Here is a 23,944-nt window from a genome sequence, read left to right as displayed (position 1 = left end):
ACGATTCGCTGGCAACGGTTTGACTCACGCGCCAAGCTGAACGAAGCTTGCCGCTCTGCTCAAGTTCGAAGCTTTCGGAAACCCGCATGACTCAGTCCCGCCGCAACCTGCTGATCGGCTTAGGCCTCGTACTGATCCTCGGCGTCGTCTGGCTGTCATGGCGCAGCAACACACCGACCATTCCCGATGCTATCAAACATGGCTACAGCGAAGCGCTGAACGCCGCGCGCACCGGTGAACCAGGAGCGGCGCGCCAGTTGTACCAGCAATTGGGCCGCCCGGACATCTCGGTCAAACGCCGGGTCTGGCTGCACGGCGAGCTGCCCAACTACCCCAGCCCGCAGGCCTTGAAACTGGCTGACATCGACCTGCATCACGAAGCGCCGCAAGTGCGCGTCGCCGCGATCAAAAGCATCGTCGGTCTGGTGCCCGGCGGGCAACGCAGTCTGCTGCTCGGACCGTTGCTCGATGATGAAGAACAAACTGTCCGTTTTGCCGCGATCAATGCCCTGCTCGGCCTGAGCCCGGATGAATTGGGTTTGTACTTCGCACCGCTGCAGCAGGCTATTGATGGCTGGCAGCAGACACTGGAAAGCCAGCCGGAAAGCGCCGCCAACTATGCGCAACTGGCCAGTCTTTATATCCATAACGCCGAATACAAAAAGGCCCAACAGGCGTTGGACAATACCTTGCGTCTGGAACCGGGCAACCTGGCGGCGCTGGTCATGCAGATCGATGTGCTCGACCGCCAGGGCCAGAGCGATGCCGCTCGCCAGTTGCTTGCCCGCCAGCTCAAGGCGCAGCCCGATTCGGCCTATCTGCAACATGCCCTCGGCCTGTGGCTGCTGCACCACGGCCAGCGCGAATACGCCCTGCTCGGCCTGTCCAAAGCCGTCGAGCTGGAGCCGGACAACAAGGATTATCGCTACGACCTCGCCACTACGCTGCACAGCGCGGAAGAACTGGAAGCGGCGCAAAAACAGCTACAGGAAATCGTCCAGCGCCACCCCGCCGACCGCAAGGCACGGGTGTTGCTGATCAACTACTGGAAGGAAAGCGGCCAACTGCAGAATGTGCAGATCCTGTTGGCGCAACTGGAGCAACTGAATCCGGACGACCCGGCCTTGCAGCAAGGTCTTTAATCCATTCAAGGCGGGATCAATTGGCCGCCCGTCAAAAGAAAAAGCGGAACCGTGAACACGCCGTGAGGTCAAGTTACTCAGGCGGCTCACTCTAGCCAGCCGCCGGATTACCCTAGTCATAAGAGGGCGTTTTTTGACTACATCAAACGAGTTGATCAGTGCAAAGGCCGCCGTCGGCATTGTAGGTCTGGATGACATCCTTGCCGGTGGCTTGTCTCGCGGCCATGTGTTTTTGCTCGAGGGGGAACCCGGGACCGGCAAAACCACGGTGGCGTTGCATTTCCTGCGCGCCGGTGCGCTGGCCGGGGAACGCTGCCTGTACATCACTCTCTCGGAAACCGAGAAAGAACTGCGTCAAGGTGCGCTCTCCCACGGTTGGGAGCTGAACGAAAACATCAAGATCTTCGAGCTGACACCGCCGGAAAGCCTGCTCAATGCCGAACACCAGCAAAGTCTGCTGTATTCCTCGGACCTTGAACTGGGCGAGGCGACCAGGCAGATTTTCGAAGTGGTCGAACGCTTCAAACCGACCCGCGTAGTGCTCGACAGTCTTTCGGAGATCCGTCTGCTGGCGCAGAGCTCGTTGCGCTATCGTCGGCAGATTCTGGCGATCAAGCATTACTTCGTGCGCTACGACGCCACCGTCCTGCTGCTCGACGACCTGACTACCGAGTCCCTCGACAAGACCGTGCACAGTGTCGCCCACGGCGTGATTCGTCTTGAAGAGCTGACACCGAGCTACGGCGCTGAGCGTCGGCGCGTTCGAGTGGTCAAGTATCGCGGTCAGAAATACCGTGGCGGTTTCCACGACTTCACCATCATGGGCGACGGCGTCCATGTTTTTCCACGCTTGGTAGCGGCGGAACATCGCGGCGACTACCCACGTCTGCAGCTGTCCAGCGGCATACCGCAAATGGACGCCCTGCTCGGCGGCGGCATCGAGACCGGCTCCAGCACGCTGATTCTCGGCCCGGCCGGTACCGGTAAATCGCTGATCTCAATGATCTTCGCCGCCGCAGCGGTGGCCCGAGGCGAAAAAGCCGCGCTGTTCATTTTCGATGAAGAGCTGGGTCTGCTGTTCGAACGTATGCGTCATCTCGGTATCGACCTCAAAGTCTTACAGGCCACCGGTAATCTGCTGATCGAACAAGTAGACGCCGCCGAATTGTCTCCCGGTGAGTTGTCCCATCGCGTGCGGCGTTGCGTCGATGAGCTGGGTATCAAAACCGTGGTGATCGACAGCATCAACGGCTATCAAGCGGCGATGCCGGAAGAAAACGCGCTGGTGCTGCACATGCACGAGCTGCTGCTGTACCTGAACCGCAAAGGCGCGGCGACTTTCATGACGGTCGCCCAGCACGGTCTGGTGGGCGATATGCAGGCACCGGTCGACATCACTTACCTGGCCGACACGGTGATTCTGTTGCGCTACTTCGAAGCCCTCGGCAAAGTCCGCCGGGCGATCTCGATTATCAAGAAACGTACCGGCAACCACGAGTCGACCATCCGTGAATACCGGATCTCCTCGCGTGGCATGACCATCGGCCAACCGCTGGAATCCTTCCAGGGCGTGCTGCGTGGCGTGCCGACCTACATGGGAGCGAGCAATCCGTTGCTTGAGGATGAAAGCTTGTGACGGTCAACACGCCGTTGGCCGAGCGAGTGCTGGTGCTGGCGCCTATGGGTCGCGACAGCCAGATCGCTTTGATGATCCTCAACGAAGCCGGCTACGGCGGCATGGTGGCGCCGAATCTCGGCGCTCTATGCACCGAGCTGGAGGTCGGTGCCGGACTGCTGGTGATTGCTGCTGAAGCGCTGCGCGGACCTGAACTGGAAGGGCTAATCGCCTACCTTGACCAGCAGCCCGCGTGGTCGGACATGCCAATTGTCCTGCTGACTCATCATGGCGGCGATGAACAAGGGCCGCCGTCGCGCCTCAGCACCCTGCTGGGCAACGTGACGTTTCTCGAGCGCCCCTTCCATCCCGCGACGCTGGTCAGTCTGGTCTCCGCCGCCCTGCGTGGGCGGCGACGACAATATGAAGCACGCGATCGGCTGATCGACCTGAGTGAAAGCGAACGACGCCTGCAATCGACTCTGGAAACCCTCGAACAACAGGTTGAAGAGCGCACCGCACAACTTCGCCACAACGAAGAAGCGCTGCGCCAATCGCAGAAAATGGAAGCGGTCGGCCAACTCACTGGCGGCATCGCTCACGACTTCAACAACATGCTCACCGGCATCATCGGTAGCCTGGAACTGCTGCGCCGACGTCTGGCCCGGGGCCGCACCGAAGACCTCGACAGCCTGATCGATCTTGGTGTGACGTCAGCGAACCGCGCCGCCGGCCTGACTCACCGCTTGTTGGCGTTCTCGCGTCGGCAATCCCTCGACCCGAAAGCCGTGCAGATGAACACGCTGGTGCTGTCGATGCGCGAGCTGCTGCAACGCAGCCTCAATGAGAGCATTCATCTGGAAATGCGCCTGGACGACAACCTCTGGGTTGCCGAGGCCGATCCCAATCAACTGGAAAGCGCCCTGCTCAACCTGGTCATTAACGCCCGCGATGCGATGCCCGAGGGCGGCAAACTGGTGGTGGAAACCAGCAACCAGGTGCTGCATCGCGACTTTACCGCCGCTTACAGCAATCTGGAGCCGGGCGATTACGTGATGCTCAGCGTTACTGACAACGGTAGCGGCATGCCGCAGAGTGTGGTCAGCCGCGCGTTCGATCCGTTCTTTACTACCAAGCCGATCGGCCAAGGCACCGGCCTCGGACTGTCGATGATCTATGGCTTCAGCAAGCAATCACGCGGGCATGTGTCGATCGACAGTGAAATCGATGAAGGCACCACGGTAAAACTCTATCTGCCGCGTTTCCGTGGTGAGGAAGTGGAAATTCCCGTCTCGGATTCGCAGCAGGCTCCGTATGCAATGGATGGCGAAACCGTACTCATCGTTGAAGACGACCCTGCGGTGCGCGTATTGGTCAGCGCCGTGCTCAGTGAGTTGGGTTATGCGTTCGTCGAGGCCGGTGATGCCGACGGCGCCATGCCGATTCTCAATTCGACGCAACGCATCGACCTGCTGATCAGCGACGTAGGCCTGCCGGGGATGAACGGTCGTCAACTGGCGGAGGTTGGTCGGCAATACCGACCAGGTCTGAAAGTGTTGTTCATCACCGGTTATGCCGAGCACGCGGCGGTGCGCGGTGGCTTCCTCGACTCGGGAATGCAGATGATCACCAAGCCTTTCACCTTTGATCTGCTCACCGCCAAGGTGCGCGAAATGATCAATAGCTGAATCAGGAGCTGCCGAAGGCTCAGCAGCTCCTGCATGAGAATCAGGCCAGCAATTCCTGAATCTTTTCCTGCAATACATCCAGATCGAACGGTTTTTCCAGGATCGGTGCCTTGCTGGTGATCGGGCTTCCGGTTTCACGGATTTCCTGCGGGTAGCCGCTGATGAAAATCACTTTCAGGTCCGGTCGCAGCTTCACTGCCGGCTCGGCGATCTGCACGCCGGAGATCCCGCCCGGCAGGCGGAAATCGGTAATCAGCATGTCCAGGTGAGGTTTGCTGGCGAGGATCTCGAAAGCCTGCTCGCCATTTTCCGCTTGCAACACGCGATAGCCCTGCCCTGACAGGTAATCCGTCAGGACCATCAAGATAACCGGTTCGTCTTCGACGACGAGTACTACATCTTGCGCATCTACGCTCATGGGAAGCCTTTGTTCGGTCAATAGCTGCTGATACGACCGTGTGGTCACTCAGAGGTTGCGTCGGATATGCCGTTTTCCTGGATCGGCAGACAAACGCGAAACAGGGCGCCTTCGTTGATTTCACTCTCGACGACGATGGAGCCGCCATGGGCGGCGACGATCTGCTCGGAAATGAACAGACCCAGCCCGAGCCCGGCCACCACCGTCTTGGCGGACACCCGTTCGAACTGCTGAAAAATACGCTTCTGGTTCTCGGCGCTGATGCCGATGCCGTGGTCCTGAACTTCGACCCGCGCCTCCTCGCCTTCGCGATAGACGCGCACCTGAATCGGGCTGCGACCACCATAACGCAAAGCGTTGGTCAGCAGATTGGACACCACTTGCTCGATGCGGAACTCGTCCCAGCAACCTTCGACCGGCACGGGCGCTTCAAAGGACACACTGGTCTCTGCCGCTTCCATTTGCGGAGCAAAGTTCTGCAGCAGATTGCTGACCAGTTGCACCAGATCGAAACGACTCGGGCGGATCGACAGTTTGCCGGTGCGGATTCGCGAGACATCGAGCATGTCTTCAATCAGGCGAATCAGGCTTTTGATCTGCCGCTCATCGCGGTCGACCATTGCCTGCATCTTGTCGAGGGTGAACGCCGCGGCGTTGTCCCGGGACAGGTGCATCTTGCGCAGCTGGGTTTCAAGAATCAGGCCATTGAGCGGTGTACGCACCTCGTGGGCGACGATGGACATGAAGTCATCGCGCATGCGCACCGCCTGTTCCAGCTCAAGCTGCGTGCTTTGCAGCTGTTGCAGCAGCGCTTCCTGCTCGCGTCGGGCCTGCTCGAGCGCCTCGACCTGCTGTTTCATGGCCTTGCTCTGGCGATACAGATCAACGAAAACGTTGACCTTGCTCTTCACCGCATGAATGTCCAACGGCTTGTGCAGGAAGTCCACCGCACCGCTTTCGTAGCCCTTGAACGCGTAGTTGAGTTCACGGCCAGCGGCGCTGACGAAAATGATCGGAATGTTCTTGGTCTTCTCGGTGCCGCGCATCAACTCGGCCAATTCGAAGCCGTTCATGCCGGGCATCTGCACGTCGAGAATGGCCATGGCGAATTCGTGTTGCAGCAACAGCGACAGTGCCTCGTCCGCCGACAGAGCCTTGTAGACCGTGCGATCCTCGCGCTTGATCAGCGCTTCCAGCGCCAGCAGGTTTTCTGGCAGATCGTCAACGATCAACAGTTTGGCTTGGATATTACTCAGCATGCGATTCGTTCCAGCTCGACTAGCAGACGGCCGATGCCGTGAATGGGTAGGACATGATCCGGCTGCAGAACGTTCAGTGCAGCCTGGGGCATGGTGGCGACTTGTGCATCATCGGGGTCTTGAACAATGGTCAGGCCGCCGCAGCGCTTGACGCAGGCCAACCCGCGCGCGCCATCGTGATTGGCGCCGGTCAGCAGCACGGCGGCGAGTGTCTCGCCGTAAACGTCAGCGGCCGATTCAAACAGGTAATCAATAGACGGCCGCGAATGATGCACGCGATCCTCCAGGCTCAGCGACAGGCTGCGATCCGCTTCGACCGACAAGTGATAACCGGGCGTGGCGAAATACACCGTGCCGGCTTCAATGTCCTGCTTGTCTTCAGCTTCCTTGACCGGCATCGCCACGCGGCGGGAGAACACTTCGGCCAGATGACTGCGGCGCTCTTCCGGCAGATGCAGAACGATGATGATCGGCAGCACATAGCCTTTGCGCAATGGCCCGAGCAGGGTCAGCAACGCCTCGACACCGCCTGCGGAGGCGCCGATCACGACGGCCTCGATGCGAGGCAGGCTCGGGGTGTCGTTCATGATTTGCGGTAGATCCGTTCTTGTTTGACCAACGCCTCGAACTGGTTCGAATAGTTGGAAAAATCCAGGGTTTCCTTGCTGCCCAGCACCAGAAAGCCGCGATGCGACAACGATTCATGGAACAGCCCGAACGCCCGGTCCTGCAACTTCTTGTTGAAATAGATCAGCACGTTGCGGCAGGAAATCAACTGGGTTTCGGAGAACACGCTGTCGGTGGCCAGGCTGTGGTCGGCGAATGTCACGTTCTCGCACAGGCTCTTGTCGAAAATCGCGTAGCCGTAGGCTGCCGTGTAGTAATCGGCAAACGAACGCTGACCGCCGGCCTGCTGATAGTTGGCAGTGTAGGCGCGGACGTTTTCCATGGAGAAAATCCCTTGCTTGGCCTTCTCCAGCGAGCGCGGGTTGATGTCGGTGGCGTAGATGATCGTGCGGTCGAGCAGGCCTTCCTCGCGCAGCAGAATCGCCATCGAATAGACCTCCTCGCCCGTGCTGCAGCCGGCAATCCAGATTTTCAGCGACGGATAGGTACGCAGCAGCGGCACCACTTCGTTGCGGATCGCCAGGAAGTGCGACGGATCGCGGAACATCTCGCTGACCGGGATCGTCAGCAGTTGCAGCAGCTGCATGAACGCGGTCGGGTCGTGCAGGACTTTTTCTTGCAGGGCCGAGATGGTCGCGCACTCGAACTGACTCAGCGCGTGCTGCACCCGGCGCTTGATCGAAGCGCCGGAGTAGTCGCGAAAGTCGTAGCTGTATTTCAGGTAAATCGCCTCGATCAACAAGCGTAATTCGATTTCGCTGTTGCGCTCGGCTGAACTGCTGCGTTCCACTAGATGCGTTCCATTTTCGGTAACCACACACGTATCAGCGAGAACAGACGATCAAGGTCGATGGGCTTGGCCAGGTAGTCGTTGGCGCCCGCTTGCAGGCAGCGCTCCTGATCGTCCTTCATGGCCTTGGCCGTCACCGCGATGATCGGCAGCTTGCGCCAGCGCGGATCCTTGCGGATTTCCTTGGTGGCTTCGAAGCCATCCATTTCCGGCATCATCACGTCCATCAGCACCAGGTCGATGTCCTCGACTTCATGAAGTTTCTCAATCGCTTCGCGGCCATTCCGGCCGATCACCACGACTGCGCCTTTGTGTTCCAGCGCGCTGGTCAGGGCGAAGATGTTGCGCACATCGTCGTCTACCAGCAGCACTTTGCGACCTTCAAAGACCTTGTCGCGGCTGCGCGCGGTCTTGAGCATCTTCTGCCGTTCATGGGACAGCTGCGATTCGACTTTGTGCAGAAAGAGTGTGACCTCATCGAGCAACCGCTCCGGGGAGCGTGCGCCCTTGATGATGATCGAGCGCGAATACTTGCGCAGTTCGGCCTCTTCATCGCGGGTCAGATTGCGTCCGGTGTAAACGATGACCGGCGGGAACGAGCAGATGTCCTCGGTGGACATGCGCTTGAGCAGATCGTTGCCGAGCATGTCCGGCAGCTTGAGATCGATGACCATGCAGTCGTAGATGGTCGTGCGCAGCAATTCCAGGGCGTCCTGGGCCAGGCCGACGGCAGTGATTTCGATGTCTTCGTCGCCAATCAGCCGCGCGATGCTTTCGCGTTGCAGATCGTCGTCTTCGACCAGCAGCACGCGTTTGACCTTCTGCGTCAGCTTGGCCTCGAGACGGGCGAACACATCCTTGAGCTCTTCGCGGGTGGTCGGCTTCACTGCGTAGCCGATGGCGCCCATGTGCATAGCGGCTTCGACGCGGTCTTCCACGGAAATCACGTGCACCGGAATGTGCCGGGTTTCGGCGCGTTCTTTCAGACGTTGCAGCACGGTCAGACCGGAGTGATCCGGCAGGCGCATGTCGAGCAGGATCGCATCCGGCACGAATTCGCGGGCCAGGTCGTAACCCTCGTCAGCGCCGTGGGCGACCAGACACATGTAGCCCAACTCATGGGCCAGGTCATAGAGGATACGGGCGAAGTTCGGTTCGTCCTCCACCACCAGAATGCAGCGGGTGGCGAACGGTGCCTTGTCGCGATCGTCGGCAAAGCGCGGGATGACTGCCGGAATCGCCGATGCCAGCGGAGCCGCAACAGCAACTGGCGCAGGCGTCACAGGTGCCGGGTGGAAGGTCAGCGGCGCGGCCGGCGTTTCACCGAATTCGTGATACTGGCGCGGCAACACCAGGGTGAACGTGCTGCCCTGCCCCGGTACGCTGTCGACGCTGATCGAACCGCCCAGCAACGTCGCCAGATCCCGCGAGATCGACAGGCCGAGGCCGGTGCCGCCGTACTTGCGATTGGTGGTGCCATCCGCCTGACGGAACGCTTCGAAAATACTTTCCTGCTGATCCGCGGCGATACCGATCCCGGAATCCTTGACGCTGAAGGCGATGTGATCATTCGGCTGCGCGGTGATGGTCAGGCTGACCGCGCCGTGCTCGGTGAACTTGATCGCGTTGGACAGCAGGTTCTTGATGACCTGCTCCAGACGCTGACGGTCGGTGAACAGTAAGCCCGGTGCGTCCGGCTGAACCTCGACGCTGAAGGCCAGTTTCTTGTCCGCCGCCAACGGTTCGAACATCGAGCGCAAGCCGTCGACCAGACGATCGACGCGGGTGTTTTCGGCAATCACTTCAAGTTTGCCGGCCTCGACCTTGGAAATGTCGAGAATGTCGTTGATCAGGTTGAGCAGATCGTTGCCGGCCGAATAGATCGATTCGGCGAACTTGACCTGTTCCGCCGACAGATTCTGCTGCGGGTTTTCCGCCAGCAGTTTGGCCAGAATCAGCGAACTGTTGAGCGGCGTGCGCAGTTCGTGGGACATGTTGGCGAGGAATTCGGACTTGTACTTGCTCGAGCGTTGCAGCTCTTCGGCACGCTCTTCAAGCTGGATCTGCGCCTGATTCAGCTCGGTGTTTTTCTTGTCCATCGCATCGCGCTGCTCGGCGAGCTGCTCGTTGGTCTGCTCCAGCTCAACCTGCTGGGTTTCCAGATGCGCCTGGGATTCCTTGAGAATCCGCGACTGTTCTTCCAGCTCTTCGTTGGCGGTCTTCAGCTCTTCCTGCTGCACTTGCAGCTCTTCATTGAGCTGCTGGGTTTCGGCGAGCACTTCCTGCAAGCGCTGACGGTAACGCGCCGCTTCGATCGAGGTGCCGATGTTGCCGGCAATCAATTCCAGCAGTTCGATGTCGCGCTCGGACAGCGGACGCAGGAAACCCAGCTCGATCACGCCATTGACCCGATCGTCATCGCTGGTCGGCACCACCAGCACACTGTGCGGCAGACCTGCACCGAGCCCGGAGCTGACTTTGAAATAGTCGCCCGGGACCGCGTCGAGACGGATCAGGCGTGCCTGTTCTGCCACTTGGCCGACGATGCCTTCGCCGCTGTAGATCGTTTGATTGAGCTCTTCCTGCTCGCGGGAGAAACCATAAGTCGCCACGCGCTTGAGGCCGCCATGTTCTTCGCGCACATAAAGCGCGGCGACGGCAGTACCAAGGTATTGCGCACAGAATTGCAGAATGTTGCGCCCCAGCAGGTTCAGCGTCAGTTGCCCCAACACCTGCTCGGCCAATTGTGTCTGGCCGTTGCGCAGCCACGCCTGCTTCTCCAGGCGTTCAGCGCTGGCCAGCTGCGCGGCGAGGTTGGCGCTGTAATTGGTCGACAGGTTGAGCAGATCACGGCGGCCGATGTAGGCCAGCAAACCGCTGATCCCGACGATGAAGATCAGATAAAGAGTGATGCTCCAGATGGTGGTGCGACGCACATCCTCGTTGCGCGTGGCGCGCAGCACTTGCTCGGTCTCGATGACGTCCTCGAATTGCTTGCGGATTTCATCTGTCAGGCGCTTGCCCCGCCCGGCCTTGACCGCGCCTCGATAATCACCGCTGCTGCGCTGCAGATCGATCATCGATTGCGCGTAGTTGGCCCATTCCACCTGCAAGGCTTGCAAACGGCGCAAGCGATCGGTCTGCACCGGATTATCGGCGGTCAGCTCCAGCAACGTATTGAGAGCGACCTCGATACGCGGCTTGGCAACTTCGTACGGGTCGAGAAAGTGCTCGTCACCGCTGAGCAGATAGCCGCGCATGCCGGTTTCGAGATCGACAGTGAGTTTCACCGCCTCATTGGCGTTATTGATCACCCGGTCGGTGTGCTCGACCCACTGGATGACCGACAGTAAATAAGTGATCAGCGAGACGAAAAACACCGCACTGAGCACGCCGACGCCCAGCGGCAGGCTGACGTTGCGACTCAGTAATTTTCGAAACCGTTGTTCATCAACCGAAGACGGAGAGGACATGGGGCAGCCTTGTCGAACTGTTGAAAACCCGAGAGTTTGCCCCAAAACCCCGCCATGGATCCATTTTTCTCACACAAATGATGGCAATTTCCTACGCACACCTGCGCATTGGACGACGCCAACGGTTATCCTTGCAGCACCGCACCCAATTGATCTTTTTTGTATCAGGTGGGGAACTTGTGGCTATGCGCCACTTACTCATGCAAGAGTCCGGCAAAATCGCTTGCCCGGTATCCCCCGATTTCAATTTCTGAGAGTCCTGCCATGTCTGCCACCCCTCCCACCATCCTCGTCGTCGAAGACGACTCCATCGTACGTATGCTTATCGTCGATGTACTGGAAGAGTTGGAGTACAAGGTTGTGGAGGCGGATGGAAGCGAGCAGGCCTTGGCTTTTCTTCAGGACCAGAGCCAGCAGATTGATCTGATGATGACGGACGTTGGCCTTCCAGGCATGGATGGTCGCGAACTCGCAGGCGAAGCCCGTAAACTGCGCCCTGCTCTGCCCATCCTGTTCGCCAGCGGTTATGCCGAGAGTCTCGAAGTACCCGATGGCATGCATGTCATCGGCAAGCCCTTCTCCATCGATCAATTGCGCGACAAAGTCAAAGGCATTCTGAACTAAACCTGATAAATGTCCGTCGCAGATGCAACTTGTCACATCCGAAAATAATCAGCAACTAACTAACACTGCCATTGCTTAACCTGCCAGCTCTATCCTGAATAATCTTTGGCCGCGTTAATAAATAACGAAAATACAGCCAGGGAACTTTCGATACTCATTCAGGATAGAACCCATGCAGTTCATTTCTTCCGACGTGCCTGCCGCCGTCGATCGCTCCGCGCCCGATAAACAGGAACGCGCGCTTATTGTTCAGTCTCTTGCCGAAGCCCTTAAGGCAACTGAGTTTGAAGTCTCGGCCGACAGTTACTCGGCAAGCGCGTCGCTGCCGGTCGCCACTGTATTCAATGTGCAAGATCGCTTCATCCCCCGGGTCATCGGCAGCAGTTTTGACGAACGCTGTGAACCAGCACGCAACGCCTTCAAAAATTTAATTGCAACCCCGGAGTTTGCGCAGCTGTTACGCAACCATTCTTTTTCAGCTGATATTCAACTAGCAGTGGATGCCAACGCCGGAGTTCTCGTTGTTTATGACTCAGAGTTCGAATCCCATCGTTTCAGCATTGCACTGGACAATGCTGAAGTTTCGGTGTTTTCCGAAGAGCTCGACATGCTCGCCGATTTGGCAAAAACCATCGGCGGCGTCGTTTATTCCGGCCAAGTGATTGGCATAGTGCAATGGTTGAAGTTCAACGGTTATGACTTGCCGACGAACATTGCCGAAACCCGGGCACTGATTGAATGGCTGGCCTTCGAACTGCCTGAGCCGCCTTCCTTGGGCGACTACCACGAATTGCTCCACGCCGATGAGTCGTCACCGTTTCATCTATCGATAGCGGACCGCAAAGTCATAACCCAGACAGTGCATGAGCTGACCCAAGGTGCGACAAGCCTGTTGCAGGTACTGGCGTTCGCCAACTTCAACCTGATTCCGGCACAGGACATACGCGACAACGCGGACAAGTTCCTGCACAACTTCCTGAGGCGAAAAACCGCTCGCGCCCTGGGTGAAACCCTGCATCAACGGCTCGGCTGGCATCTGGAAGCCAATAACCCGGACGTGCGCGAACGCCAGCTCAACGAGTTGGTCATCGCTGCGCTGATCATCGACATGCAATTGCGTTCCGATCAGCCTCTTGTCGCCGGCTATGACTTCTATCAACCGGCGAATGCCGCACTCGGCGCGGCCGAAGTACGCGTCCTGTTCGAACAGCATCTGGTTGATCAGGGCCTGAGCGAAGCGCACAACGCGCCACTGGCAGCGCATCTGTTGATGGCAGGTGCAGCGCCGGAGCTGCTGATCGACCAGATCCCGCCCGGGCTCACGCTGGACAAGCCAGGCTGGGTAACCGCCCGCCAGAGCGCTGCCGTGGTCGAGCACGCCGCACCTGGCAGCTCGCGAGCAATGACGTTTGCACAACTCAAGGCGTTTTCCGAGCTGACCCCGGTTTCCGCTGAACTCGACAAGTTGTACGAAGCAGCGGCGATCCCGGCGGTGGTGGACTGGGCGGTACTCAACGGAGTCATCCCTTACCGCAGCGACAAAGACTACGACAAGACCACGGTGATCAAGGCCAGCGCGTATTTCTCCCGTTACATGGAGGCTCTGGCCCAGTCTGAAACCGGCTTGTCCACCGCGCCACCGGACCGGCGCAAAATCGCTTTGCGGGCGCTGGAGCAAGTGATGCCCGCCGGCGCCTATCTCGAACAACAGGCCTTTGAAATAAAGTACCTGGACAGCTTCGGCGAACGTAGCTGGCTGGAAGGGTTGAAGGCTGCGCATCCGGCGGGGATTCTCACCGAGTTCTGGAATTTCCTCGCCAGCGCCACTGACAACAACCAATACGCGATCAACGGCCTGTTGCGCTTACGCCTGTCGATTCTCGATCTGTACCTTTCCGGCGATCTGGTTGAAGACGGACAACTTTCGGACAAATTCAAGACCCGCGACAACTTCCACCCCCCGGCCGACGCCTTCACCCGCCTGGCCGAACTGCAATCGCCGTCGCAACTGTTTGATCAGGCGTTTGATCGTTACTACCGGAACGTGCGCGAGGGTCTATCGTCCCTGATCAAAATGGCGATCACGCAGATGCCAGAGCATGATCGTCAGGCCTTGACCAGCGGCCAAATGACCTTCTACACCGTCAGGAAGGAAGTCAATCCACTGAATCCGCAGCAAGAAACGCAAATCCAGCGGGATGAGGCCAATGGGCGTTACGGGATCATTCTTTGCTGCGACAACGGTGATCGGCTGCGTGCTTACGAACTGTTCACGCTGCGCGGCGTTTGCTACGAGCGTCCGGATCTGGCGCTCAAGCTGCAAGACACCGGCCTCATTCATCAACGGCCGACCCTTTCGTACACCGGCAGCAAGTATGATTTTCAGGACAAGAACAAAGCCGGCGAGTGGCCCCTCGATTACGCCGCCTACCGCGAGGGCAGCGAACCACGCCAGGGCATGACTTCCAAAGTAGTGGTGGAGAAGCTCTGGCAGCTGCAACTGGAGGAGACTGATGTGCGCGCGGTTCCGCTGTTCTTTTCTGCGCAACTGGATGAGATCGCCCAGTGCGTGCTGGACAATCATCCTGTCGCCCGCCGCGAAGAGTTGTATGCCGCACTGGATGTGCGCAATGGTCTGGAAGAATGGCGCGACACCAGAGAGATCGTCGAGAACCTGGCAATCAACGTCATCGTGCCGTTCAAACAGTGCATTGAAGACATTCGTTCCGGACGCACCGACCGTGTCGCCGAAGGCATTGGTGGCTGCATTCTGGATGGCCTGTCGGTCATCGGCCTGCTGGTCGGTCTTGGCGCGTCGGCAGCGAGCATCATCGCCAAGACCGGGTCGACCACCCTCAAACTGCTGAAAGTCGCCAAAGCCGTGGCCCGAGCGGCCGTGTCGCTGATCAACCCGCTCGACGGATTGCCCACCCTCGCCCGCAAAGGTTTTCGTCTGGTCAAACGCGGCGTGGTCTTTGCCGGCGAAACCGCGCTCGACGCCGCGCACACCGCCAGCGTGCAATTGAAAAGGTTGATGCATGGCGTCGAGAGTCGGGACTGGCTCAGGCTCTCCCACACCGGCGATGTGCGTCAGGCGACCTGGCGAGGCGCCGACGCGCTTGGCGAAGCGATCAACATCGCAGTGCTCGAACGCAACCAGCACTGGCACGCGCTGAGCATCCGCACCGGCGGTGCCTGGGGCCCGCGCCTGAAACTGCTCGACCTGGGCAACTTCGCCCCGCTGAAGCGCCTGTTCGGCCGCTTCAAGCCATTCAGTTACACCCGCGGTTATCTGAAAAAAGCCATTCCCCACGCCCGGACCAAGCTGGACAACTCCATCAACGCGCTGTCGCAATTGTCTTCCAACGACGACATTCGCGCGGTGCTCAAGCATGTGTTCGGTAACGATTCCGATGAAGTGGCACAGCACGTGTCGAAACATCTCAGCGCGATGCGCAAGGATCTCGAGTCGATCAGCTTCAGCAATGTGACGTTCCGCCCGCATCAACCCGGCGTAATCGCCTCGCTTTCGCCACCGGCCTATAAGCGCTGGCAGACAGCGCTGCGCACTGGCGAGAAGATCGATGAGTCCGCAGGCCGTTTTTTGTCGATTTATCCGGACAATCTCGATGAGTTTTACAAGTTGTCGCGCTACGACGACGGCAGCGTCGCCGACGTGCTGATTCACGAAATGTCCCACGGTGGCCCGGACACCCTCGACCTGTACTACGGCAAGGTCTACCCGGAGTTGCATCAGGCGGAATTCGATGCGGTCGGACTGCTGGAGCTGGCTCGGGACGCGCGCAAGGCGCATCCGGACAACCTGATCAACCCACATCACGCTCTGGCGCACCGACCGGGATTCGTCGAGTTCAACCAGGTAAAAGCCAGTCTGCCGCAACTGGTCCAGGACCATCCGGCGCTGGCCAACGCTGAGTCATACATGCTTGCGGTATCGCTGCTCGATCAAGCGCAAACGCGTCCGGCCATATTGAGCTTCAATGTGAAGACCATCGACGATGCCGTGCGCAACACCGCTGCAGGCAAGTTTCTGCAAGGGCCGCTGCTGCTCAATCTCGCCAAACCGGTCAGTTAAGCGCTGAACGGCCCGCCGGTGAACAGGGTGCATTTCAATCACTTCGCTGTGGTTTAATTGCGCCCTTTTTTCTTCCATGGGTCAGAGGATCAGTCGTGAGCCATTCGCGTACCACCAAAGTTCTGGTCATCGGCTACGTCTGGCCAGAACCGCGCTCATCGGCGGCCAGCGGGCATGTCATGCAGATCCTCGAGACATTTCTCGATCAAGGCTGGGACATCACGTTCAGCAGCCCGGCCGGCCCGGGTGAACACAAGGCTGATCTGACAGCGCTGGGCATTCGCGAAGTATCGATCGAGCTCAACAACAGCAGTTTCGACCTGTTCATCAGCGAGTTGGCGCCGGATATTGTGCTGTTCGATCAGTTCATGATGGAAGAACAGTTTGGCTGGCGGGTGGAGAAACACTGCCCGGACGCCCTGCGCATTCTGGAAACTTCCGACCTGCAAAGCCTGCGGCATGCGCGTCATCAGCGCCTGAAGGACCGGCTGAAAAGCAACGACGAGCAGACTGATTTCACCGAGCTGTTTGCACCGGCATTGCACGAAGAATTCCAGTTGATGGCGAGCACCGATCTGGCCAAACGGGAAATCGCTGCGCTGTATCGCTGCGACTTGAACTTGATGATTTCCGAAGTCGAGATCGACCTGCTGGTGGAGGAATTTGGCCTGCCCCGGCAAATCCTGCATTGGTGTCCGTTGATGATTGATCTTCCGAACACCGCCCCGCCAGGTTTCGAAGAGCGGGAGCATTTCCTCAGCATTGGCAACTTCCGTCACGCGCCGAACTGGGATGCCGTGCTCTGGATGAAGACCACCCTCTGGCCGCTGATCCGCGCGCGCTTGCCTCGCGCGCAACTGCATATCTATGGCGCCTATACGCCGCCCAAAGCCACCGCACTGCACAACCCGGCCCAAGGCTTTCACATCATGGACTGGGCCGAAGATGCACTTGAAGTGATGTCGGCAGCACGAGTCTGCCTTGCGCCATTGCGCTTTGGCGCGGGAATCAAGGGCAAACTGGTGGATGCCATGCTCTGTGGTACGCCGAGCGTGACTACACCGATCGGCGCCGAAGCCATGCACGGCGACGCTCCGTGGCCGGGAGCCGTCGCCCTCGACGCAAACACCTTCGCCGAACAGGCCGTGCAACTGTACGAAGATCCAGCGCGCTGGCAGCAGGCGCATATTCAGGCTTCGGCACTTTTGCAGCAGCGTTATCAGCGCAGCGTACATGGCCCGCGTCTGATCAACCGGATAGATGATTGCCGACAACACTTGGCACAACTTAGAAACGACAACTTCACCGGCGCCATGTTGCGACATCACACACTCAAAAGCACTCAATACATGGCTCAATGGATTGAAGCCAAAAACCAGTTGAATCCAACAGAGCGCTGATTACATCAACTACATGACTTGCATTAAAAGCCAACTTTCGCAATAACACGAACATGCTTATAAACATCCTGCGCGCAACTTACTAACCACTTCGCAGGATGTGCAACATGGAAAGCTTCGACGATATACCAACCCATCAATGGATGGCTTATTCACCACAAATCGATAATCTTTCGTTATTTGAAATGACCCTGCCCGGCGCGCATAACGCCGGTTGTGACTGGGAAGCCTCTTACGCCCTTATTCCCGGGAAAAACTGGCTTGCCTGCCAGGACGTTTCGTTTTATTCGCAGTTGAATCGCGGCGCTCGCGCACTTGATGTACGCCTTGTTTACAACAGCAAGGCGAAACAACTGGCGAGATTCCGTTTCCACCACAATGGATTCAACTCTTCGCGAACGCTTGAAGACCTGATCAGGGACCTTAAGGGTTTTTATGAAAGAAGCCCGAATGAGTTTATCATTCTGGACTTTCATGAACTTTCCAGCGCTACAGATCCATTCAACCATGAGGAATTCAAAACAGCTTTGCTGGAGCACCTTGGGGAACGGATCATCCCCACCGACAATCTGCATCTGACAATTGGCCAACTCAAAGCCATCAATCCATTGCAACGCATCATGGTGGCCGCGCCGATGACCTGGGAAAGCGAAGACTTTCGTTTCTACAGGCCAATCAATCACAAGTGGATCGGCAAATCACAGGTCAGCACCTCGGATCTTTATGGCTATATAGACAACGTGCTGAGCACACCTGTCAGTACGCTCCGCCCATGGTCGCTGTCGGCAACCAGTTACACACTGGGCGGGCCACAGCGAATCCTCGACAGTCTTGACGAGTGGTTCGACCCGGAAAAATCCGATTGGGCGCGTAAGTGCAACATCATCAATTTCGACTTCATCAAAAATTCGAACATCGTGCGTTTCTGCCAAATGGCCAACGTGCAAAAGGCGCGCGACAAGCTCAGCTGAGCGGTCACCACGGACGGCCGGACGGAAGTGGCACAAATGGCAAAAAACGAGGCATGATCGCGCAGCGATAATAAAAAAGTGCCCCGTCATGACCCGAACCGCTCGCGTGACCGACCCTTCCTACGAGTTGATGGACGACCATAACGGTTTGTCAATCATCTACCGCCAGCACGGCTTCCCCTGCCCGCTGGTGCGTTGGCATTTCCACAAGGAATACGAGCTGCACCTGATCGTTGCCAGTTCCGGCAAAGTGTTCATCGGCGATTACATTGGCAACTTCTATCCGGAAACCCTGTTTCTGACCGGTCCCAACCTGCCGCACAACTGGATCAGCCAGATCGCTGAAGATGAAGTGGTGGAGAAGCGCGACATGCTGGTCAACTTCACCGACGAATTGTTCGAGAGCGGGCACCAGGTGTTCGCTGAGCTGAAATCTTTGGCGCCACTGCTTGAGCGTGCGCAGTACGGCATCGAATTTCGTTGCAAGCGCACTATCCGTCAGGCCATGACACTGATGCAGCGGATCGCCGACAGCACCGGCATCACTCGCCTCGGGCATTTCTTCATCCTGATGGAATTGCTCGCGGCCAGTGATGATTTCCAGTTGCTGTCCGGTGCCACCACGCCGCAACTGGCTGACGAACACAACATCGACCGCACCAACCGCGCGGTCGATTACATTTTCAGCCACTACGCGCGGGACATCTCACTGGAGGAAGTGGCCGAGCACCTGGGCATGACACCGACCTATTTCAGCCGGGTATTCAAACAGGCCACCGGGCGTAACTTCATCGAATTCGTGAATCGCCTGCGCATCAGCAAATCCTGTGAGCTGCTGGCCGACGGCGACAAACCGGTGACCGAGGTGTGCTTCGAGTCGGGCTTCAACAATATTTCCAACTTCAATCGACGCTTCCAGCAACTCAAGGGCATGACGCCGTCGCACTATCGACGGCTGGCGGTGCAGCGGCTGACTGAACAGAACCATCTCTGACGACACGCCACCTGTGGGAGCGAGCCTGCTCGCGAAAGCGGTCTGTCAGTGAAAAATCCTGTGGCTGACACACCATCTTCGCGAGCAGGCTCGCTCCCACAAAAAACCGTGCCCCGGCTGGCGAAATCTGTACGCATTCGCTAACGGTCCCTCGCGCAAAACCCCTTCCCTGCGTTCCCCCGCCCAAACCCCAGTGCAAAAAAGTATCAACAAAAGTGCTAGGGATGATTTGTCAGCCCCGCCGTGGAAGGCTGTAATCAGCGCAGATTCTTCCTGCATTCGGAAGACACAAAAACAATAACTGTCCTTCTGCCCCGTCGGGTGCCAGAAAAGGAGTGCACGATGCAACCCACTGCAAAAGCTCTGCTCGCTCTCACCTGCATGACCCTCAGCAGCGTCAGCCTTGGCGCCCAGACCCTGACGATCGCCACCGTCAACAACAGCGACATGATCCGCATGCAGAAACTCTCGAAAACCTTCGAGAGCGAGCATCCGGACATCAAGCTCAATTGGGTGGTGCTGGAAGAAAACGTCCTGCGTCAGCGCCTGACCACCGACATCGCCACACAGGGTGGCCAGTTCGACGTGTTGACCATCGGCATGTACGAAGCCGCACTCTGGGGCGGCAAGGGTTGGCTGGAGCCAATGAAGGACCTGCCGGCCAGTTACGCCCTCGACGATGTCTTTCCGTCGGTGCGCGAAGGCCTGTCGGTGAAGGGTTCGCTGTATGCGCTGCCGTTTTACGCGGAGAGTTCGATCACCTATTACCGCACCGACCTGTTCAAGGAAGCCGGGCTGACCATGCCGGAGCGTCCGACCTGGGAAGAGATCGCCGGGTTTGCGGAAAAACTCACCCACAAAGACAAAGAGCAATACGGCATCTGCCTGCGCGGCAAGGCTGGTTGGGGCGAGAACATGGCGCTGGTCACCACGGTCGCCAATGCTTATGGCGCGCGCTGGTTCGATGAGCAGTGGAAGCCGGAGTTCAGCGGCCCGGAATGGAAAAATGCGCTGAATTTCTACGTCAACACCATGAAGAAATCCGGCCCGCCGGGCGCATCCAGCAACGGTTTCAATGAAAACCTCGCCCTGTTCAACAGCGGCAAATGCGCGATCTGGGTCGACGCCAGCGTCGCCGGTTCGTTCGTCACCGACAAGACCCAGAGCAAGGTCGCCGATCACGTCGGTTTCACCTTCGCTCCGCATCAGGTCACGGATAAAGGATCGGCGTGGTTGTATTCGTGGGCGCTGGCGATTCCGACCAGCTCCAAGGCCAAGGACGCAGCAAAAACCTTCAGCGCCTGGGCTACGTCCAAAGAGTACGGCGAACTGGTTGCCAAGACCGATGGCATCGCCAACGTGCCGCCGGGCACCCGCGCTTCGACCTACAGCGATGCGTACATGAGCGCTGCGCCGTTTGCCAAGGTGACGCTGGAATCACTGAAGGCCGCTGACCCGAGCAAACCGACGCTGAAACCGGTGCCGTACATCGGCATTCAATTGGTGACAATTCCTGAATTCCAGGCAGTCGGCACCCAGGTCGGCAAGCTGTTCTCGGCAGCGCTGATCGGCCAGACCACGGTGGATCAAGCCTTGGCGGCGGCGCAGCAGACTACGGAACGCGAGATGAAACGCGCGGGTTATCCCAAGTAAGCGCTGAACGACTTGCTCCTGCCTCTTGTGGGAGCGAGCCTGCTCGCGAAGGCGTCGTGTCAGCCAGTACACATGACACTGACCCAGCGCTTTCGCGAGCAGGCTCGCTCCCACATGGGGATCTCCATAGGTCTGTATGACTCGGTTGTGAATGCCATGAATACTTCAACTGCCAAAGCCCACATCGACCTGTCGCCACCGCAGCGCAAGCTGCGCGTGCGCAATCCCGGCTGGTTTCTGGTCAGTCCTTCGGTGGCGCTGTTGCTGCTGTGGATGATCGTGCCGCTGGGCATGACCCTGTACTTTTCGATGATCCGCTACAACTTGCTCTATCCCGGCGAAAACGAATTCGTGGGGCTGGAGAACTTCACCTATTTCCTCACTGATTCGGGTTTCATGCCCGGTGCGACCAATACATTGCTGCTGGTTGGCAGTGTGCTGCTGATCAGCGTGGTCTTCGGCGTATTGATCAGCGCGTTGCTGGAGGCCAGCGAATTCCTCGGTCGCGGCCTGGTACGGGTGATGCTGATCTCGCCGTTCTTCATCATGCCCACCGTCGGTGCGCTGATCTGGAAAAACCTGATCTTCCACCCGGTCTCGGGGATCCTCGCCTACATCTGGAAGCTGTTCGGCGCGCAACCGGTGGACTGGCTGGCGCACTACCCGCTGCTGTCGATCATCATCATTGTTTCGTGGCAATGGCTGCCCTTCGCGATCCTGATTCTGATGACCGCCATGCAATCGCTGGATCAGGAACAGAAAGAAGCTGCACGCCTGGACGGTGCCGGCCCGATCGCGATTTTCTGGCATCTGACCCTGCCGCATCTGGCGCGGCCGATTGCTGTGGTGGTGATGATCGAAACGATCTTCCTGCTCTCGGTGTTCGCCGAAATCTTCACCACCACCAACGGTGGCCCCGGCTACGCCTCGACCAACCTCGCCTACCTGATCTACAACCAGGCGCTGGTGCAGTTCGACGTCGGCATGGCTTCGGCCGGCGGTTTGATTGCCGTGGTCATCGCCAACATCGCCGCGATCATTCTGGTGCGAATGATCGGCAAAAACCTGACTGACAAAGCGTGAGGCCTGCCATGACGCTCCAACAATCCCGCCGCCTGCAAAGCCTGCTGCTCGGCACCTTGGCCTGGGCCATCGCGATCGTGATTTTCTTCCCGATCTTCTGGATGGTGATGACCAGTTTCAAGAGCGAAATCGACGCCTTCGCCACGCCGCCGCAGTTCATCTTCACGCCAACGCTGGAGAACTACCTGCACATCAACGAGCGCAGCGACTACTTCAGCTTCGCCTGGAACTCGGTGGTGATCTCCTTCAGCGCCACTGCCCTGTGCCTGTTGATCGCGGTGCCGGCGGCGTACTCGATGGCGTTCTACGAAACCCAGCGCACCAAGGGCACGCTACTGTGGATGCTCTCGACCAAGATGCTGCCGCCGGTGGGCGTGCTGATGCCGATCTACCTGCTGGCCAAGAGTTTCGGCCTGCTCGACACGCGCATTGCGCTGATCGTGATCTACACGCTGATCAACCTGCCAATCGTGGTCTGGATGGTTTACACCTACTTCAAGGACATCCCCAAAGACATCCTCGAAGCCGCCCGCCTCGACGGTGCGACGCTGTGGCAGGAAATGATCCGCGTGCTGCTGCCGATCGCCAAGGGCGGCCTCGCCTCGACCGTGCTGCTGTCGCTGATCCTGTGCTGGAACGAGGCGTTCTGGTCGCTGAACCTGACCTCTTCGAATGCCGCACCACTGACCGCGTTGATCGCCTCGTATTCAAGTCCCGAAGGGCTGTTCTGGGCCAAGTTGTCGGCCGTATCGACCCTGGCCTGTGCGCCGATTCTGATCTTTGGCTGGATCAGCCAGAAGCAACTGGTGCGTGGGCTCTCGTTCGGCGCCGTGAAATGAACATCCCGAATCCAACCCTATCCCCTGTGGGAGCGAGCCTGCTCGCGAAAGCGGAGTGTCATTCAACTCTGATGTCGACTGACACGGCCCCTTCGCGAGCAGGCTCGCTCCCACAGAAAAGCCGATCTGGTTTGACCCAATAATAAATTGCGGAGGCCCATCTCATGGCCAACCTGAAAATCAAGAATCTGCAAAAAGGCTTCGAAGGCTTTTCCATCATCAAGGGCATTGACCTGGAAGTGAACGACAAGGAATTCGTGGTCTTCGTCGGCCCGTCGGGCTGCGGCAAATCCACCCTGCTGCGCTTGATCGCCGGCCTTGAAGAGGTCAGCGGCGGCACCATCGAACTCGATGGCCGCGACATCACCGAAGTCAGCCCGGCCAAGCGTGATCTGGCGATGGTGTTCCAGACCTACGCGCTGTACCCGCACATGACCGTGAAAAAGAACATGTCGTTCGCCCTCGATCTGGCCGGCGTGCCGAAAGCCGAGGTCGAGCGCAAGGTTGGCGAAGCGGCGCGGATTCTCGAGCTCGGACCGATGCTTGAGCGCAAGCCGAAACAGCTCTCCGGCGGCCAGCGTCAGCGCGTGGCGATCGGCCGTGCCATCGTGCGCAACCCGAAGATTTTCCTCTTCGATGAACCGCTGTCCAACCTCGACGCGGCGTTGCGCGTGCAGATGCGTCTGGAGTTGCTGCGCCTGCATAAAGACCTGCAAGCGACGATGATCTATGTGACCCACGATCAGGTCGAAGCGATGACCATGGCCGACAAAGTCGTGGTGCTCAATGGCGGCAAGATCGAGCAGGTCGGCTCGCCGCTGGACCTGTATCACAACCCGGCGAACCTGTTTGTCGCAGGCTTCCTCGGCACGCCGAAAATGGGTTTCCTCAAAGGCCAGATTGCCCGCATCGACGGCGCCAGCTGCGAAGTTTCGCTGGACGCCGGCACGCGCATCACCCTGCCGTTCAACGCCGCCAACCTCAGTGTTGGAGGCGCAGTGACGTTGGGCATTCGCCCCGAACACCTGGAGCTGGCGCAACCCGGCGATTGCACGTTGCAGGTGACTGCCGACGTCAGCGAACGCCTCGGCAGCGACACCTTCTGCCACGTCACCACCAGCGCTGGCGAAGCCCTGACCATGCGCGTGCGCGGCGATCTGGCCAGCCGTTACGGCGAGCAATTGAGCCTGCGTCTGGACCCGACTCACTGCCACCTGTTCGACGCTGAAGGTGTGGCGCTGACCCGCCCACTGCGCGCTGCCGCCTGATTTC

The 23,944-nt window shown here is 58.6% G+C and carries 17 protein-coding genes; 12 read left to right on the top strand and 5 right to left on the bottom strand.

Annotated features, from left to right (window positions below):
• The first annotated feature begins 86 nt into the window (after window positions 1–86).
• From BXA01_RS01385 to BXA01_RS01375, 3 genes are all read left to right on the top strand, one after another.
• Window positions 87–1,142 (top strand): tetratricopeptide repeat protein, encoded by a 1,056-nt coding sequence (locus tag BXA01_RS01385; RefSeq protein WP_076562749.1) that lies wholly within the window; start codon window positions 87–89, stop codon window positions 1,140–1,142.
• Between the two features lie 133 nt (window positions 1,143–1,275).
• Window positions 1,276–2,778 carry an ATPase domain-containing protein gene (locus BXA01_RS01380; protein WP_076562747.1) on the top strand — a complete coding sequence of 501 codons (1,503 nt, stop codon included), beginning with the start codon at window positions 1,276–1,278 and terminating at the stop codon, window positions 2,776–2,778.
• Window positions 2,775–4,445, top strand: a complete 1,671-nt coding sequence (locus BXA01_RS01375; protein ID WP_076562745.1) for an ATP-binding protein — start codon at window positions 2,775–2,777, stop codon at window positions 4,443–4,445. The genes BXA01_RS01380 and BXA01_RS01375 overlap by 4 nt, the downstream gene beginning before the upstream one ends.
• Before the next feature lie 40 nt (window positions 4,446–4,485).
• On the opposite strand, the gene BXA01_RS01370 is transcribed toward BXA01_RS01375, so the two are convergent.
• The 5 genes from BXA01_RS01370 to BXA01_RS01350 are packed head-to-tail and all read right to left on the bottom strand — an operon-like array spanning window position 4,486 to window position 11,012.
• On the bottom strand, window positions 4,486–4,863 hold the full coding sequence (locus tag BXA01_RS01370) for a response regulator (protein ID WP_016774860.1): 378 nt from the start codon (window positions 4,861–4,863) through the stop codon (window positions 4,486–4,488).
• A gap of 44 nt (window positions 4,864–4,907) precedes the next feature.
• Window positions 4,908–6,122 carry a hybrid sensor histidine kinase/response regulator gene (locus BXA01_RS01365; protein ID WP_076562743.1) on the bottom strand — a complete coding sequence of 405 codons (1,215 nt, stop codon included), beginning with the start codon at window positions 6,120–6,122 and terminating at the stop codon, window positions 4,908–4,910.
• The gene (locus tag BXA01_RS01360) at window positions 6,116–6,709 is read right to left on the bottom strand and encodes a chemotaxis protein CheB (RefSeq protein ID WP_076562741.1); all 594 of its coding nucleotides are present in this window, start codon (window positions 6,707–6,709) and stop codon (window positions 6,116–6,118) included. Before BXA01_RS01360 ends, BXA01_RS01365 begins: the two co-directional genes overlap by 7 nt.
• Window positions 6,706–7,539, bottom strand: a complete 834-nt coding sequence (locus tag BXA01_RS01355; protein ID WP_016774863.1) for a CheR family methyltransferase — start codon at window positions 7,537–7,539, stop codon at window positions 6,706–6,708. The genes BXA01_RS01360 and BXA01_RS01355 overlap by 4 nt, the downstream gene beginning before the upstream one ends.
• Window positions 7,539–11,012, bottom strand: coding sequence for a response regulator (locus BXA01_RS01350; RefSeq protein WP_076562739.1), 3,474 nt, complete (start codon window positions 11,010–11,012; stop codon window positions 7,539–7,541). The genes BXA01_RS01355 and BXA01_RS01350 overlap by 1 nt, the downstream gene beginning before the upstream one ends.
• Before the next feature lie 264 nt (window positions 11,013–11,276).
• Here BXA01_RS01350 and BXA01_RS01345 point away from each other — a divergent pair, with 264 nt between their 5' ends.
• The 9 genes from BXA01_RS01345 to BXA01_RS01305 all read left to right on the top strand — a co-directional run bounded on the left by BXA01_RS01345 (window position 11,277) and on the right by BXA01_RS01305 (window position 23,940).
• On the top strand, window positions 11,277–11,636 hold the full coding sequence (locus BXA01_RS01345; protein WP_076562737.1) for a response regulator: 360 nt from the start codon (window positions 11,277–11,279) through the stop codon (window positions 11,634–11,636).
• 607 nt (window positions 11,637–12,243) lie between these two features.
• Window positions 12,244–15,732, top strand: a complete 3,489-nt coding sequence (locus BXA01_RS01340) for a hypothetical protein (protein ID WP_231991005.1) — start codon at window positions 12,244–12,246, stop codon at window positions 15,730–15,732.
• A gap of 95 nt (window positions 15,733–15,827) precedes the next feature.
• Window positions 15,828–17,132 (top strand): glycosyltransferase, encoded by a 1,305-nt coding sequence (locus tag BXA01_RS01335; protein ID WP_076562733.1) that lies wholly within the window; start codon window positions 15,828–15,830, stop codon window positions 17,130–17,132.
• A 107-nt stretch (window positions 17,133–17,239) separates the two neighbouring features.
• A complete protein-coding gene (locus BXA01_RS01330) occupies window positions 17,240–18,103 on the top strand; it encodes a phospholipase (RefSeq protein ID WP_076562731.1) in 864 nt (287 codons plus the stop codon).
• Window positions 18,104–18,191: 88 nt separating this feature from the next.
• Entirely contained in the window at window positions 18,192–19,097 is a 906-nt protein-coding gene (locus tag BXA01_RS01325; RefSeq protein ID WP_076562729.1) for an AraC family transcriptional regulator, read from the top strand.
• A gap of 342 nt (window positions 19,098–19,439) precedes the next feature.
• Complete coding sequence (locus tag BXA01_RS01320; RefSeq protein ID WP_056789755.1) at window positions 19,440–20,750, top strand: ABC transporter substrate-binding protein; 1,311 nt, start codon at window positions 19,440–19,442, stop codon at window positions 20,748–20,750.
• A 156-nt stretch (window positions 20,751–20,906) separates the two neighbouring features.
• Window positions 20,907–21,833 (top strand): carbohydrate ABC transporter permease, encoded by a 927-nt coding sequence (locus tag BXA01_RS01315; RefSeq protein ID WP_041480415.1) that lies wholly within the window; start codon window positions 20,907–20,909, stop codon window positions 21,831–21,833.
• An 8-nt stretch (window positions 21,834–21,841) separates the two neighbouring features.
• A complete protein-coding gene (locus BXA01_RS01310; RefSeq protein WP_076562727.1) occupies window positions 21,842–22,672 on the top strand; it encodes a carbohydrate ABC transporter permease in 831 nt (276 codons plus the stop codon).
• Window positions 22,673–22,836: 164 nt separating this feature from the next.
• Entirely contained in the window at window positions 22,837–23,940 is a 1,104-nt protein-coding gene (locus BXA01_RS01305) for an ABC transporter ATP-binding protein (RefSeq protein ID WP_076562725.1), read from the top strand.
• Window positions 23,941–23,944: the final 4 nt, after the last annotated feature.

This window comes from Pseudomonas sp. B10 (assembly GCF_900156235.1).
GTDB lineage: Bacteria > Pseudomonadota > Gammaproteobacteria > Pseudomonadales > Pseudomonadaceae > Aquipseudomonas > Aquipseudomonas siliginis.
The sequence above is the reverse complement of the archived record's forward strand: the minus strand, read 5'-3'. Positions and strand labels throughout refer to the sequence as shown.

Excerpts from the sequence above, each read along its gene's own strand:
- BXA01_RS01310 (WP_076562727.1), top strand. The coding sequence starts at position 21,842 with ATGACGCTCCAACAATCCCGCCGCCTGCAAAGCCTGCTGCTCGGCACC.
- BXA01_RS01315 (WP_041480415.1), top strand. The coding sequence starts at position 20,907 with ATGAATACTTCAACTGCCAAAGCCCACATCGACCTGTCGCCACCGCAG.
- BXA01_RS01360 (WP_076562741.1), bottom strand. The coding sequence starts at position 6,709 with ATGAACGACACCCCGAGCCTGCCTCGCATCGAGGCCGTCGTGATCGGC.
- BXA01_RS01330 (WP_076562731.1), top strand. The coding sequence starts at position 17,240 with ATGGAAAGCTTCGACGATATACCAACCCATCAATGGATGGCTTATTCA.
- BXA01_RS01340 (WP_231991005.1), top strand. The coding sequence starts at position 12,244 with ATGCTCGCCGATTTGGCAAAAACCATCGGCGGCGTCGTTTATTCCGGC.
- BXA01_RS01325 (WP_076562729.1), top strand. The coding sequence starts at position 18,192 with ATGACCCGAACCGCTCGCGTGACCGACCCTTCCTACGAGTTGATGGAC.
- BXA01_RS01350 (WP_076562739.1), bottom strand. The coding sequence starts at position 11,012 with ATGTCCTCTCCGTCTTCGGTTGATGAACAACGGTTTCGAAAATTACTG.
- BXA01_RS01365 (WP_076562743.1), bottom strand. The coding sequence starts at position 6,122 with ATGCTGAGTAATATCCAAGCCAAACTGTTGATCGTTGACGATCTGCCA.
- BXA01_RS01345 (WP_076562737.1), top strand. The coding sequence starts at position 11,277 with ATGTCTGCCACCCCTCCCACCATCCTCGTCGTCGAAGACGACTCCATC.
- BXA01_RS01305 (WP_076562725.1), top strand. The coding sequence starts at position 22,837 with ATGGCCAACCTGAAAATCAAGAATCTGCAAAAAGGCTTCGAAGGCTTT.
- BXA01_RS01385 (WP_076562749.1), top strand. The coding sequence starts at position 87 with ATGACTCAGTCCCGCCGCAACCTGCTGATCGGCTTAGGCCTCGTACTG.
- BXA01_RS01320 (WP_056789755.1), top strand. The coding sequence starts at position 19,440 with ATGCAACCCACTGCAAAAGCTCTGCTCGCTCTCACCTGCATGACCCTC.
- BXA01_RS01370 (WP_016774860.1), bottom strand. The coding sequence starts at position 4,863 with ATGAGCGTAGATGCGCAAGATGTAGTACTCGTCGTCGAAGACGAACCG.